Annotated in this window: 13 protein-coding genes and 1 riboswitch; of the genes, 4 read left to right on the top strand and 9 right to left on the bottom strand. The window is 69.1% G+C overall.

Annotation, left to right across the window (positions count from 1 at the left end; translation table 11 throughout):
* The first annotated feature begins 19 nt into the window (after positions 1-19).
* The 3 genes from ACH4YP_RS30630 (at position 20) to ACH4YP_RS30620 (ending at position 3,418) form a co-directional block, all read left to right on the top strand.
* On the top strand, positions 20-682 hold the full coding sequence (locus ACH4YP_RS30630) for a response regulator transcription factor (protein WP_361072818.1): 663 nt from the start codon (positions 20-22) through the stop codon (positions 680-682).
* A gap of 93 nt (positions 683-775) precedes the next feature.
* Entirely contained in the window at positions 776-2,194 is a 1,419-nt protein-coding gene (locus ACH4YP_RS30625; protein WP_361072815.1) for an SLC13 family permease, read from the top strand.
* Between the two features lie 45 nt (positions 2,195-2,239).
* Positions 2,240-3,418: a glycerate kinase gene (locus ACH4YP_RS30620; RefSeq protein ID WP_398493855.1), complete on the top strand. Its 1,179-nt coding sequence runs from the start codon at positions 2,240-2,242 to the stop codon at positions 3,416-3,418.
* A gap of 8 nt (positions 3,419-3,426) precedes the next feature.
* Here ACH4YP_RS30620 and ACH4YP_RS30615 read toward each other — a convergent pair whose 3' ends face one another.
* From ACH4YP_RS30615 to ACH4YP_RS30590, 6 genes are all read right to left on the bottom strand, one after another.
* Positions 3,427-4,863, bottom strand: a complete 1,437-nt coding sequence (locus ACH4YP_RS30615) for an aminotransferase class V-fold PLP-dependent enzyme (RefSeq protein WP_361072809.1) — start codon at positions 4,861-4,863, stop codon at positions 3,427-3,429.
* Positions 4,864-5,034: 171 nt separating this feature from the next.
* Positions 5,035-5,151: riboswitch (SAM riboswitch) on the bottom strand.
* Positions 5,152-5,429: 278 nt separating this feature from the next.
* A complete protein-coding gene (trpD, locus tag ACH4YP_RS30610; RefSeq protein WP_361072605.1) occupies positions 5,430-6,494 on the bottom strand; it encodes an anthranilate phosphoribosyltransferase in 1,065 nt (354 codons plus the stop codon).
* Between the two features lie 171 nt (positions 6,495-6,665).
* Positions 6,666-8,303: a cytochrome bc complex cytochrome b subunit gene (locus ACH4YP_RS30605; RefSeq protein ID WP_361072602.1), complete on the bottom strand. Its 1,638-nt coding sequence runs from the start codon at positions 8,301-8,303 to the stop codon at positions 6,666-6,668.
* The gene (locus tag ACH4YP_RS30600) at positions 8,300-9,367 is read right to left on the bottom strand and encodes a Rieske 2Fe-2S domain-containing protein (RefSeq protein ID WP_398493852.1); all 1,068 of its coding nucleotides are present in this window, start codon (positions 9,365-9,367) and stop codon (positions 8,300-8,302) included. The genes ACH4YP_RS30605 and ACH4YP_RS30600 overlap by 4 nt, the downstream gene beginning before the upstream one ends.
* Positions 9,364-10,173: a c-type cytochrome gene (locus ACH4YP_RS30595; protein ID WP_361072596.1), complete on the bottom strand. Its 810-nt coding sequence runs from the start codon at positions 10,171-10,173 to the stop codon at positions 9,364-9,366. The genes ACH4YP_RS30600 and ACH4YP_RS30595 overlap by 4 nt, the downstream gene beginning before the upstream one ends.
* 65 nt (positions 10,174-10,238) lie before the next feature.
* Entirely contained in the window at positions 10,239-10,859 is a 621-nt protein-coding gene (locus ACH4YP_RS30590; RefSeq protein WP_143637955.1) for a heme-copper oxidase subunit III, read from the bottom strand.
* Positions 10,860-11,047: 188 nt separating this feature from the next.
* On the opposite strand from ACH4YP_RS30590, the gene ACH4YP_RS30585 reads away from it, so the two are divergent.
* On the top strand, positions 11,048-11,449 hold the full coding sequence (locus tag ACH4YP_RS30585; protein ID WP_055615512.1) for a hypothetical protein: 402 nt from the start codon (positions 11,048-11,050) through the stop codon (positions 11,447-11,449).
* Positions 11,450-11,461: 12 nt separating this feature from the next.
* On the opposite strand, the gene ACH4YP_RS30580 is transcribed toward ACH4YP_RS30585, so the two are convergent.
* The 3 genes from ACH4YP_RS30580 to ACH4YP_RS30570 form a co-directional block, all read right to left on the bottom strand.
* Complete coding sequence (locus tag ACH4YP_RS30580) at positions 11,462-12,709, bottom strand: Ig-like domain-containing protein (RefSeq protein ID WP_398493849.1); 1,248 nt, start codon at positions 12,707-12,709, stop codon at positions 11,462-11,464.
* A gap of 129 nt (positions 12,710-12,838) precedes the next feature.
* Complete coding sequence (locus ACH4YP_RS30575; RefSeq protein ID WP_055615514.1) at positions 12,839-13,237, bottom strand: cytochrome c oxidase subunit 4; 399 nt, start codon at positions 13,235-13,237, stop codon at positions 12,839-12,841.
* Positions 13,234-14,118 (bottom strand): cbb3-type cytochrome c oxidase subunit I (locus ACH4YP_RS30570; RefSeq protein ID WP_398493847.1); only part of this gene is annotated, 885 nt, incomplete at its 5' end. The genes ACH4YP_RS30570 and ACH4YP_RS30575, both read right to left, overlap by 4 nt.

Here is a 14,118-nt window from a genome sequence, read left to right as displayed (position 1 = left end):
CCGGAAAGGCCCGTTGGACATGAAGCGCATCCTGATCGTCGAGGACGAGGAGCGCATCGCCTCCTTCGTCGAGAAGGGGCTGCGCGCGGGCGGCTTCACCACGACCGTCGTCGCGGACGGGGACTCGGCCTACGAGTACGCGCTGACCGGTGGCTTCGACCTGGTGATCCTGGACATCGGGCTGCCCGGCCGGGACGGGTTCACCGTGCTGCGCGAACTGCGCGAGGCCCGGGTGACGGTCCCGGTGATCGTGCTGACCGCCCGGGACTCCGTACGCGACGCGGTGGCGGGCCTGGAGGGCGGCGCCGACGACTGGATGACCAAGCCGTTCCGTTTCGAGGAACTCCTTGCACGGGTGCGGCTGCGGCTGCGTACGGCGGCGGGGGTTCCCGAGGTCACCGTGCTGCGCGGCGGCGACCTCACGCTGGATCTGCGTACGCGGCGGGCTCGCGCGGGCGAGCGGGTGGTCGACCTGACGGCCCGTGAGTTCGTACTGCTTGAGCTGTTTCTGCGGCACCCGGGGCAGGTTCTCTCTCGCGAGCAGATCCTGTCGCATGTGTGGGGGTACGACTTCGACCCGGGCTCCAACATCGTTGATGTGTACGTCCGTTCGCTGCGGAAGAAGCTCGGGGCGGAGCGGGTGGAGACTGTGCGGGGGATGGGGTATCGGCTCCCCGCGTGAGTGTTCCGCCGGGAGGCGCCCCCGCGGCGCTCGTGAAGCTTCCTTCATGTGCTGCTCATTGAGGGCTCACCGCCCCGCTGAACTCTGAATGTCGTGAGTCTGAATCTCCGGCAAGCCGCCGCCCTCTGTGTGGCCCTGAGCCTCTGCGCCCTGCTGATCGTGCCCGGCAACTTTCCCGGGCTCGGTGGTGACGCGCGGCTGACACTGGCCGTGTTCGCGCTGGCGACCTGCGCGTGGATCGGTACGCCCATCGACGACACGTACATCGCCCTCGGCGCGGGACTCGCGCTCACGGTGACGGGTGTGATCAGCAGCGAGACACTCTTCGGCACGCTCGGGGACTCGACGGTCTGGCTGCTGATCTGCGCCTTCGTGCTGGCGGCGGCGGTGGCCCGGACGGGGCTCGCGGGGCGGGCGGCGGCCTTCCTGGTCGGCGGGGCGCGCAGCGTCAGGCAGTTGGTGCATCTGACCACGGCGGCGCTGGTCGTGACAGCCTTCGCGGTGCCGGCCACCTCCGGCCGGGCGGCGCTCGCGCTGCCCGTGTTCCTCGCGCTCGCCAAGGTGCTGGCCGACCGGAAACGACTGGTCGTGATGCTGGCGCTGCTCTTTCCGACCGTGATCCTGCTGTCGGCGGTGGCGACCCTGATCGGTGCGGGTGCGCATCTGATCACGGTGTCGGTGCTGTGGGAGACGACCGGGGACCGTATCGACTTCACCCAGTGGCTGTTGCTCGGGCTGCCGTTGGCCGTGGCGTCCTCCCATCTGGCCGCCGAGACCGTGCTGTTGACGACGACCCGGCGCGCGGACCGCCGAACTCCCGTACAGATCACGGCGGATGACATCCAGCGGCACAGCGAGCAGCCCGTCACCGGACCCTGGTCGCCCGCCGAGTCGCGCTGCGCGCTGCTGCTCGCCACGGTGGTCGCGCTGTGGTGCAGCGAGCCCCTCCACCAGGTCTCCCCCGCGGTCGTCGCCCTGATCGGCGCGGTCGTCGCGGCCTCGCCCGCTCTCGGAACCGTGGGCCTGAAGGACGCTCTGAAGACCGTCCCCTGGTCGCTGCTCCTCTTCATGGCCGCGACGATGGCGATGGGTGTCGCGCTCGCGGACTCGGGGGCGGCGGGCTGGCTGGTGTCCGGGCTGCCGGCGGACGTGGACCCGTGGCTGTTCCTCGCGCTCGTCGTCGCGGTGAGCACGGCCGCCCACCTGGTCCTGCAGTCCCGCTCCGCCCGCTCGTCCGTCCTGGTGCCGCTGGTGGTCGCGGCGGCGGTGGGCGCGGGGGTCAACCCGGTCGCCGCCGCGCTGGCGTCGACCGCCGCGGCGGGCTTCTGCCACACGCTCCCGGCCTCCGCCAAGCCGGTCACGCTCTTCGCCGAGATACCCGGCACCCCGACGTACACCCCGCGCGATCTGCTGCGCCTGTCCGCGGTCCTGGCCCCGCTGACGGCGGCGCTGGTCCTGCTCTTCGCCCTCACCGTGTGGCCGCTGCTCGGCGTCCCCGTCCTGAAGCCCTGAAGCCGTCAAGCCGTGCAGCCGTCAAGCCCTCAAGGAGCCCCTCTCATGCTGACCCGTTTCGCCGTCGCCCCCAGTGGCTTCAAGGAGTCCCTGTCCGCCCAGGCCGCCGCCGACGCCATCGCGGCGGGCGTACGCCGTGTCGTGCCGGACGCCGAGGTCGACCTGATCCCCCTGGTGGACGGCGGCGAGGGGACGGCCCGCGCCCTCGCCTCGGCCACCGGGGGCCGGCTGGTCGCGCTGCCCGCCACCGGCCCGCTCGGCGAGCCCGTGGGCACCCACTTCGCGCTGCTCGGCACCGGATCCAGCCTCGGCTCCGCCGACACGGCCGTCGTGGAGATGGCCGCGGTGGCCGGCCTCTCCCTCGTCCCGCACGGCCTGCGCGACCCGGGCGCGACCACCACGTACGGTGTCGGCGAGCTGATCCATGCCGCCCTGGACACGGGCGTACGCCGCATCCTCGTCGGCTGCGGCGACTCGGGTACGTCGGACGGGGGCGCCGGAGCCCTGCAGGCGCTCGGCGCCCGCCTCCTCGACGAGGACGGCTTCGAACTCCCCCAAGGCGGCCGGGAGTTGACCCGCCTGCACCACATCGACCCGAAGGGCCTCGACCCCCGCCTGGCCCACACGGAACTACTGGTCGCCTGCAACCCGTACAACGTGCTGTGCGGTGAGCGCGGCGTCGCCCGCGTCTTCGGCCCGCAGAAGGGCGCGACCCCCGCGCAGGTCGAGGAGCTGTCTGCGGGCCTGGAGAACTGGGCGTACGTCCTGACCCGGGACCTCCCGGTCACCTGCGACCTGTACGGCGGCCCCGGTACGGGTGCCTCCGGCGGCCTGGGCGCGGGCCTCGCCGCTCTCGGCGCCCGTCTCCTCCCCCGCTTCGAGGTGCTCCTCGACCATCTCGACCTGGACGCCCGCCTCGCCCGCGCCGACCTGGTCATCACGGCCGAGGGCTCCCTGGACCACCAGACGCCCCGCGGCAAGGTCCCGGCCGAGGTGGCCCGCCGCGCCAAGCTGACCGGACGCCCGGTCCTCGCCCTGGCGGGCACCCTCGGCGAGGGCGCCCACACGGTCCCGGGCGTGGACGCCTACACCGGCATCCTGCCCGCCCCGATGGCCCTGGCCGAGGCCCTGCTCCGAGCCTCGGAACTCCTCACCGACGCGACCGAGCGCGCGCTGCGGATGATCCTGCTGGGGGCGGGGCTGCCACGAGGGGCGGGCGTGTGAGGGCAGCCTCACACCGCCGGGACGCAACGCCCTTCCACTGTGCGGTAGTTCCACTGCGCACCGTCCCGCACGAGTTCCTTGACGGCCCGGACGAACCGCTCGACGTGCTCGTCGGGCGTGCCGGCCCCGAAGCTCACGCGGATCGCGTTGAGGGACTTCTCGCCGGGCGCCGCCTCGGGGGCACCGCACTCGCCCTGGGTCTGCGGGTCGCTGCCGAGCAGCGTACGGACGAGGGGGTGGGCGCAGAACAGACCGTCCCGCACCCCGATGCCGTACTCGGCGGAGAGCGCGGCGGCGAAGTGCGAGCTGTTCCAGCCCTCGACGACGAAGGAGATGACACCGACGCGCGGCGCGTCGTCACCGAAGAGGGAGAGGACCCGGACTTCGGGCACCTCGGCGAGCCCGGCCCGGACGGTGTCGATCAGTTGCTGCTCGCGGGCGACCAACGCATCGAAGCCGGCCTCGGTGAGGGCCTTGCAGGCGGAGGCGATGGAGTAGGCGCCGATGACGTTGGGCGACCCGGCCTCGTGCCGTGCGGCGCTCTCGTGCCACTCGACGTCGACGCCGCCGTCCACCCGCCGCGAGACCTTCCGCGAGGCACCTCCGCCCGCGAGGTACGGCTCGGCCGCGGTCAGCCAGTCGGCGCGTCCGGCAAGGACACCCGACCCGAAGGGCGCGTACAGCTTGTGGCCGGAGAACGCGACCCAGTCGACGTCCAACTCCCGTACGGACACGGGGTGGTGGGGCGCGAGCTGGGCGGCGTCGAGCACGATCCGGGCGCCGTGCTCGTGCGCGGCGGCGGCCAGTTCCCGTACGGGCCACAGCTCGCCGGTGACGTTCGACGCGCCCGTCACGCACACGAGCGCCGGCCCGTGGGGGTCCCGCTCGGCGAGGGCCCGCTCCAGCGTGGCGACGGCCTCGCCCGGGGTGCGCGGGGCGTTGAGGTAGGTGACGCGGCGAGCGAAGCGAGATGGGGGCACCCCCGGCCGAAGGCTGGGGGACCGCCACGGAAGCAGGGACGCGTGGTGCTCGGTCTCGAAGACGAAGACCTGGCAGTCGGCGGGGAGCGCGGCGGCGAGGAGGTTGAGCGAGTCGGTGGTGGACCGGGTGAAGACGACCTGGTCACCGTCACGGCAGTCGAGGAACTCCTCGACGGTCCTGCGGGCGTTCTCGAACAGGTCGGTGGACAGCTGCGAGAGATACCCGGCCCCGCGGTGCACGCTCCCGTAGTACGGCGCGTACGCGGCCACGTCGTCCCACACCCGCTGGAGGGCCGGGGCGCTGGCGGCGTAGTCGAGCGCGGCGTAGGTGACCTCGCCGCCGGTGACGAGCGGGACGGTGACGTCCCGCCCCAGCACGGGCAGGGACGCGGTGGTGTCACGGCACGCGGGCTGGTCGGCGGCAGCGACAGCGGCGGAGACAGCGGCAGCGGTGGAAACAGACATGGCGAACTCCTGTGAGGCAGGCGGGAACACCACGCGAGCGGGTACGACTGGGTACGGCTCAAGCGTGGATGAAGGTGAAAAGGGTGTGCGGAGGCGGGGCTCTACGCCCTATCGCATTCGCTTGCTCACAGAAGGCTCCCTCGAACGACCAGGACCCCTGGTGCTGCGAGGGGTCCGCGCTTGCCGTAGACCTCACTGCCTACGGCCTGGTCTTCACCCGGGGCACCCCGCCACGGACGGAGGGTTGCCGGACAGCCGGCCGGGGCCTGATGGCTGTCGCTCATGACCTGCCTGCATCTTGCCACACGCTCTTCCCGACGCAACCCTGGCGTCCGGATACCGGGACGGCCGGGAAGCGACGGGCCTTTTTCGCCCCCGCCGCCCCTACCCATTCCCGTCCCTCAAACGCCGGAGCCAAAGACTGCGCAGTTCCCCGCGCCCCCTTTTTAGGGGCGCGGGGAACTGCGCAGTCTTTTGGGGGTTCGGGGGCGGAGCCCCTGAGTCAGGGACGGGAATGGGTAGGGGCGGCGGGGGCGAAGAAAACCCCCACCGGCCCGCAGCCGGCGCTACGCGTTGGTCGCCGCCACCCACCGCTCCAGCGTGGCCTTCGCCGCCCCGGAGTCGATCGCGGCCGCCGCCTTCACCATCCCCGCCCGGAGCTGGTCCGCGAGCGGCCCGTCCCCAGGCGACAGGGCCACCAGCGCAGCCGCGGAGTTCAGCAGCACGGCGTCCCGCACAGGCCCGGTCTCGCCGTTCAGCAGCCGCCGGGCCACATCCGCGTTGTACGAGGCGTCGGCCCCCCGCAACGCCTCCACGGGCACCAGCTCGATCCCCACGTCACGCGGATCGAACGACTCCTCGCGCACCTTCCCGTCCCGCACCACCCACACCCGGGACGTGGCCGTGGTCGTCAGCTCGTCCAGCCCGTCGTCCCCGCGGAAGACGAGCGAGGAGTTGCCGCGCTCGGCGAACACGCCGGCCATGATCGGCGCCATCCGGGGGTCGGCGCACCCGACGGCCTGCGCCTTCACCTTCGCCGGGTTGGTCAGCGGACCGAGCGCGTTGAAGACCGTCCGGATCCCCAACTGCCCACGCGCGGCACCCGCGTGACGCATCGCGGGGTGGAACTTCGCCGCGAAGCAGAAGGTGATCCCGGCCGTCTCGGCGACCTGCGCCACCCGGTGCGTCGGCAGCTCCAGATTGACCCCGAGCTTCTCCAGCACATCGGATGCCCCGGAGGCCGAGGAGGCCGCGCGGTTGCCGTGCTTGACGACCTTGGCGCCGGTCCCGGCGATGACGATCGCCGACATGGTGGAGATGTTGACGGTCTTCGCCCCGTCGCCGCCCGTACCGACGATGTCGACGGTGTCCCCTGGCACCTCGATCACGTTCGCGTGCTCGTACATCGCCCGGACGAACCCGACGATCTCCTCGACGGTCTCGCCCTTGGCCCGCAGCGCCACCACGAACCCGGCGATCTGCGCGTCGGTCGCGTCGCCCCGCATGATCAGGTCCATCGCCCAGGCGGTGTCGGCGGCGCTCAGGTCGCGCCCGTCCAGCAGGCCGTTCAGCAGGGCGGGCCAGGAACGGACCGCCGCGGTGTCGCCTCCGGCGGGGGTCACAGCGCTCATATGCCGCTCCTGGGTCGTCCGTCCCGCGTTGGGGACGCCTGTGGGATGTGGAATCTCGCCCGTAGCTCATAGCTCGTACGGGAACGGGTCCACCCTATCCAGCCCCGGGGACGGCAAAGAGCCCCGTCCGGGCAATGGACGGGGCTCCTGCCGTGGCGAACAGTTCGAAGATCAGTGGTGGCCGTGGCCGCTCGTGATCTCCTTGTACTCCTCGGCGGTGGGCTTCGGGATCTGGTTGTCGTCCCCGAAGTACGCGTTGCTGAGCTTGGCGCGCAGCTTCTGCGGGCCCTTCGCCTTGCGCTCGACACCGTTCTCGTCGACCGCAGGGCCGATCGCGGCCGGCTCGTACTGCTCGTGCGCCGTGAGGGTGTGCAGAGCCTCCTGGCTGAGAGGCTCGTGGATCTCGACGAACTCACCGTGCGGCAGACGCTTGATGATGCCCGACTCGCGGCCGTGCAGCACCTTGTCCTTGTCGCGGCGCTGGAGGCCGAGACAGATCCGTTTGGTGGCGACGAACGCGAGGACCGGTCCGACGAAGAACCCGATCCGCACGAACCAGGTCACCGAGTTGATCGACAGATGGAAGTGGGTCGCGACGATGTCGTTGCCACCGCCGATCAGCATGATCATGTACGCGGTCACCCAGGCGACACCGAAGGCCGTACGGGTCGGCGCGTTGCGCGGCCGGTCCAGGATGTGGTGCTCGCTCTTGTCCCCGGTGATCCAGGACTCGATGAACGGATACAGCGCGAGGATGCCGAGGAACAGGCCGAAGAGCACCAGTGGGATGAACACACCCAGGACGAGCGTGTGACCCCAGAAGTTGATCTCCCAGCCGGGCATCGCGCGGATCAGACCCTCGGCGAAGCCCATGTACCAGTCCGGCTGGGCGCCCGTGGACACCTGGTCCGGCCGGTACGGTCCCAGCACCCAGATCGGGTTGATCGACGCGACCGCGGACACCATCGCGATGAAGCCGAAGACCAGGAAGAAGAAGCCTCCGGCCTTGGCCATGTAGACCGGCAGCAGCGGCATGCCGACGACGTTCTTGTTGGTCTTTCCGGGACCCGCGAACTGCGTGTGCTTGTGGTAGAAGACCAGGATCAGGTGGCCGACCACGAGCCCCAGCATGATGCCGGGCAGCAGCAGGATGTGGATCGAGTAGAACCGCGAGACGAAGTCGCCGCCCGGGAACTCCCCGCCGAACAGGAACATCGAGATGTACGTTCCGACGATCGGCGTGGCCAGGATCGCGCCCTGGGTGAAGCGGACGCCGGTGCCGGAGAGCAGGTCGTCCGGGAGCGAGTAGCCGGTGAACCCGGTGAACATGCCGAGGACGAACAGCAGGAAGCCGAACATCCAGTTGATCTCACGCGGCTTGCGGAACGCGCCGGTGAAGAACACGCGCATCATGTGCACGAACATGCCGGCCAGGAAGACGATGGCCGCCCAGTGGTGGATCTGCCGGATGAGCAGACCGCCGCGGACGTCGAAGCTGATGTCCAGCGTGGAGGCGAAGGCCTCCGACATCAGCTGCCCCTGCAGCGGGACGTAGCTTCCGTGGTACTCGATCTCGTTCATCGAGGGGTGGAAGAACAGCGTCAGATACACACCCGTGAGGATGATGATGATGAAGCTGTAGAGGCAGATCTCGCCCAGCATGAAGGACCAGTGGTCCGGGAAGATCTTGCGCATGTTGGCCTTGGCCAGGGAGTAGATCCCCAGCCGGCCGTCGGCCCAGTCGGCGATCTTCTCGCCGGCCGGCGCCTTCTCTCGCGAGCGAGAGTCGGAAGTGGTCGTAGTGCTCATCCGCGCTCCCAGAATGCAGGACCGACAGGCTCGTCGAAGTCGCCGAGCGCCTGAAGGTAGCCCTCGTCGTTCACGCCGATGCGCAGCTGCGGCAGGGCGTGACCGGCCGGGCCGAAGATGACTCGGGCACCGTCGGCGAGGTCGAAGGTGGACTGGTGGCACGGGCAGAGAACGTGGTGCGTCTGCTGCTCGTACAGGGAGATCGGGCAACCGACATGGGTGCAGATCTTCGAGTACGCCACGATGCCCTCGTGGGACCACTCGAGCTCACGCTTGTCCTTGATGTTCTCCGGCTGCAGCCGGACGATCATCAGGGCCGCCTTGGCGATCTCGGTCTGGAACTCGTGGTCGTGCTCCTCCAGGCCCTCGGGCTTGGCGAAGGTGAGCGAGCCCACGGCGACGTCGGAGGGACGCAGCGGCTCGTTCGTGTTCATGTTCACGAGCTGCAGGCCCTTGCGCCACAAGGTGTGCCGCAGCTTGTCCTCCGGCAGCGGACCGAGGTCGCGCAGCAGGACGATGCCGGACAGCGGGAACAGGGTCAGCGCGCCGAACATCGTGTTGCGGATCAGCTTGCGGCGGCCGAGCGCGGACTCCTTGGCGCCCTGCTTGAAGTCGGCCAGCACCTTGGCCTTGACCTCGGGCTCCGCCGCGATGGCGTGGCGCTCGTCGGTCATCTCCTCGTCGGACATCAGGGTGCGGGCCCAGTGGACCGCGCCCGCGCCGATGCAGAACAGCGCCAGACCGAGCGTCATGCCCAGGGCGAAGTTCAGTCCGCTGATGTGACCGAGCGGGAAGATGTAGACGATCTTGTCCGCGGGGATCGTCACGAACGCCGCGATGAAGCCGACCGTGGCCAGCATCGACAGCGTGAACAGGAAGGCGACCGTGCGCTCGGAGCGCTTGGCGGCCCGCTCGTCGATGTCCTGGATACGGTGCTCGTGCGGCGGCAGACCGGGATCCGCGAACGGGTGCTTCTCGTCCGCGACACTCACGGCGCCGTGCGCGTGCTCGTCGGCGGCCCGCTCGGCGGGCAGGTTCTCTTCTGGGATGTCTTGGCTACTCATGACTTCTTGGCCTTTGCGGTCCGGGCGGCGACCCACACGGCGACGGCGATCAGTCCGCCGAGACCGAAGATCCAGCCGAAGAGGCCTTCACTGACCGGCCCGAGGCCGCCCAGCTCCAGACCACCGGGGCTCTCCGAGTCGTCGCTGTTGACCGCGTGCAGGTACGCGATGATGTCCTGCTTGTTCTTCTCCGTCAGCGTGGTGTCGGGGAAGGAAGGCATGTTCTGCGGGCCGGTCTGCATGGCCTCGTAGAGGTGCTTCGGGTCGACATCCTCCAGCGTCGGGGCGTACTTGCCGTTCGTCAGCGCGCCGCCCTTGCCGGTGAAGTTGTGGCACTGGGCGCAGTTGGTACGGAAGAGCTCACCGCCCTTGGCGATGTCCGCGCCCTCGGGGTTGTACTGCGCCTCGGTCGGCACCGTCGGACCGGCACCCAGCGAGGCGACGAACGCCGCGAGCTGGTCGATCTCGGCCTGCGAGTAGATGACCTTCTTCTTCGGAATCTGCGCGCCGGGCTGCTGGGCCGGCATACGGCCGGTGCCGACCTGGAAGTCGACGGCCGCGGCGCCCACGCCGACGAGACTCGGACCGTCAGTGGTGCCCTGACCGCCGGTGCCGTGGCAGCTGGCGCAGCCGACGGCGTAGAGCTTCTTGCCCTCGTCGATGGCTAGGGACTGGGCGGTTGTACCGGCCTGCGCCTCGTCCGCGGGCGCGAACGCGGTGTACAGCCCCCCGGTGCATGCCAGCGCGAGGAGTAGGACGACGAGCGCCGCCAGCGGATGGCGTCGTCGTGCGGAGAGCTTTTTCACGGATTACCCCGGTGTCAGGATCTTCTGCGTCGATGCTTCTGGAATGTGCTCGGGAACGGGCCCGGCTACTTGATCATGTAGATCGTGGCGAAGAGGCCGATCCAGACGACATCGACGAAGTGCCAGTAGTAGGACACGACGATGGCGGCGGTCGCCTGCTCGTGCGTGAACCTGCGGGCGGCGTAGGTGCGCCCGAGGACCAGCAGGAAGGCGATGAGACCACCCGTCACGTGCAGGCCGTGGAAGCCGGTGGTCAGGTAGAACACCGAGCCGTACGGGTCGGAGGAGAGCGAGAGGCCCGCGTCCTTGACCAGTTCGGTGTACTCGAGGACCTGACCGCCGATGAAGATCGCACCCATGATGAAGGTGACGATGAACCACATCCGGAGCTTCTTCACGTCCCCGCGCTCGGCGGCGAACACGCCGAGCTGGCAGGTGAGGGAGGAGAGCACCAGGATCGTGGTGTTCGTAGCCGAGAACGGGAAGTTGAGATGTTCCGCCATCTCCTTCCAGTGATCCGGCCCGGTCACCGATCGCAGGGTGAAGTACATCGCGAAGAGGGCCGCGAAGAACATCAGCTCGGAACTCAGCCAGATGATGGTTCCGACGCTGGTGAGGTTCGGCCGATTGACCGACGGGTGCGCGTGCCCGGTTTCTACTGTCGTTGCTGTCGCCACGACCGACATTATGTCGGTCGCTTATCTCGCCCTCACTCCCGGGGGTGCCGTTCGGAGTGTCTGTGGGTCGTGTCCAGCCCATATGGCCCATCGAAGCCCTGTCCGAACCGCTGTTGACCATGTGTTCAAGGGGGTAGCATCCGCGCAACGGACCCTGTCCGTATCTGTCTCTACGACGCTGACGTCCCGGAGGAAGAATGCAGCCGACCGCAACGGTGCTGGTCTACAGCGACGACTCCAACACCCGTGAGCAGGTGCGGCTCGCCACCGGCCGGAGGCCGGCCACGGACGTGCCTCAGGTCGAGTTCATCGAGTGCGCGACGCCTGCCGCCGTCATCAAGGAGCTGGACCGCGGTGGCATCGATGTGTGTGTGCTCGACGGCGAGGCCGTTCCCGCGGGCGGGATGGGGATCTGCCGGCAGATCAAGGACGAGATCTTCAACTGTCCGCCGGTGCTGTTGCTGATCGGGCGGCCGCAGGACGCGTGGCTGGCCACGTGGAGCCGGGCCGACGCCGCGGTGACCCTGCCGGTGGAGCCGGTGGAGTTCGCCTCCGCCCTGGCGGGGCTGCTTCGCAGTAAGCGTGCCTTGAGCGCCTGAGGGCGCGGACGCCTACACGGACTCGGGGCGCAGCCTCAGGCGGGCTTCCGGCCCCGGGCCCTCCGGGGTGTCGGCCACCAGGGCGCTGCCGGTGCGCCATTTCTGCCAGGTGAGGTTCCAGTCACCGAAGCCGTTGCCGAACGGGGCCATCATGTCGCCGGACGAGTTGACGACCTGGACGATGTCGCCGGCGCGGATGTTCTCGTAGAACCACTGGGCGTTGGCGCTGCTCATACCGGTGCAGCCGTGGCTGACGTTGGCGTAGCCCTGTGAGCCCGTGGACCAGGGGGCGGCGTGAACGTACTCGCCGCTGTTGGTGAGCCTGACCGAGTTGTGGACGATCAGGTCGTAGAAGTCGGAGGAACCGATGCTGGCGCTGGTCATGCGAACGGTGCCTTCCTTGCCCAGTACGACCTTGACGCCGTTGCGGGTGTCGTAGCCCGGTTTGCCGGTGGTGACGGGGATCGCCTTGATCGCCTCGCCGTTCCTGTAGACCGTCATGGAGTGCGCCGAGGCGTCCGTGACGGCCTCCACACGGTCGCCCGTGGTCAGGGTCAGGGGCTTGGCTATGCCACCCCAGAGGCGCTCGGCGACCTTGATCCCGGACAGGTTGCTGTGGGCGCTGATGGTGGCCTGGGCGGGCCAGTACTCCTTGGGGCGGTAGTGCAGCTTCGTGTCGTCAACCCAGTGCCAGGCGCCGTCCACGGCGGGCCGGGAGTCGACCTTCAGTGAGCGCTCCACGACGGCGCGGGCGGCCTTGTCCTCGACCGGGAGGCTGAGCTCGGCGGTGACGGGCTGACCGACGCCGTACGTGCCCTTGTCGGGCCCGAACTTCACGTCCAGCCGCTTCTTCGTGGTGGGGGTTCCGGTGTCGAAGTCGACGACCTTGCGGCCGGGAGCGCCGTCCTCGTCCTCGGTGCTCACGCGGACCCTGTAGTGGACGCCGGCGGCCAGCGGGGAGGTGCTGTGCCAGCGGGCCCCGTCGACTGAGAGTTCGCCCGCCACATACCGTCCTGTGGCGTCCGTGGCGGTCACGTCGGTGATGCGGCCGTCGGAGTCCTCGGCGGTGATCTCCAGGGGCTTGTCCGGGTCGACCTTCTTGCCGTCGTCCACGGGGGTGCTGAAGGAGATGTCCCCCGCGGCGTCGTACGGTTTGGACGACAGCGGGTGGCCGTCGGAGCCACAGGCCGTGACCCCGGCGCCGAGGGCGACTATGAGTGCCGTGCTGACGGCTGTGCGGTTTCGCGGTGTGTGGCTCATGACCTCACGCTAGGAAGCGGGGCCGGACCCGGCGCGGCGAGTGGGCCGTGCGAGGGACGAGAAGTGTGGCAAAAGAGGGAAGCCCGGACCTCCTGACGGAGTGTCCGGGCTTCCTGTGCTCTGCGCGTGTTACTGGTTCTGGCTTTCTCCGCGGTAGTACTCGAAGACCCAGCCCCACAGGCCGATCATGATGATCGGGGCCGAGAAGTAGAGCAGCCACCAGCCGAAGATCACGCCCATGAAGGCGAGCGCGCCACCGATGCCGAGGGAGAGCGGCTGCCAGCTGTGCGGGCTGAAGAAACCGACCTCACCGGCGTCGTCGGCGACGTCGGCCTCCTTGTTGTCCTGGGCGCCCACGTCGACACGCCGGGCCGTGAAGGCCAGGTAGTAGCCGATCATGACGCACAGGCCGAAGCCCAGGAAGAGCGCCGTGGTACCGGCGGGCTCCTTGGACCACACGCCGTAGACGATCGCCATGGCCAGCACGAAGAACGCCAGCCAGAGGAACATCTTGCCTTGGACCTTCACTTGCCGGCCTCCTTGCCACCAGCGAGGGCCTTCTCACCGTGACCGGCGTTCTCGAGCTGGTCGAGAGCGGCGATCTCGGGGTGGTGCAGGTCGAAGGCCGGGGATTCGGAGCGGATCCGGGGCAGCGTGAGGAAGTTGTGCCGCGGCGGCGGGCAGGACGTGGCCCACTCCAGCGAACGGCCGTAACCCCACGGGTCGTCGACCTCGACCTTCTTGCCGTACTTGGCGGTCTTCCACACGTTGTAGAAGAACGGCAGGATCGACAGACCGAGCACGAACGAGCTGATCGTCGAGATCGTGTTCAGGGCGGTGAAGCCGTCGGCCGCGAGATAGTCCGCGTAACGACGGGGCATGCCCTCGGCACCCAGCCAGTGCTGGACGAGGAAGGTGCCGTGGAAGCCGATGAACAGCGTCCAGAAGGTGATCTTGCCGAGGCGTTCGTCGAGCATCTTGCCGGTGAACTTCGGCCACCAGAAGTGGAAGCCGGAGAACATCGCGAAGACGACGGTGCCGAACACCACGTAGTGGAAGTGCGCCACCACGAAGTAGCTGTCCGAGACGTGGAAGTCCATCGGCGGCGAGGCCAGGATGACACCGGTCAGACCACCGAAGGTGAAGGTGATCAAAAAGCCCGTCGCCCACAGCATCGGGGTCTCGAACGACAAGGACCCCTTCCACATGGTGCCGATCCAGTTGAAGAACTTCACACCGGTCGGTACGGCGATGAGGAACGTCATGAAGGAGAAGAACGGCAGCAGCACCCCGCCGGTGACGTACATGTGGTGCGCCCACACCGTCACCGACAGGCCGGCGATGGCGATGGTCGCGCCGATCAATCCCATGTAGCCGAACATCGGCTTGCGGGAGAAGACCGGAATGAC

This window comes from Streptomyces sp. NPDC020747 (assembly GCF_044334695.1).
In the GTDB taxonomy this organism is placed as follows: domain Bacteria; phylum Actinomycetota; class Actinomycetes; order Streptomycetales; family Streptomycetaceae; genus Streptomyces.
The sequence above is the reverse complement of the archived record's forward strand: the minus strand, read 5'-3'. Positions and strand labels throughout refer to the sequence as shown.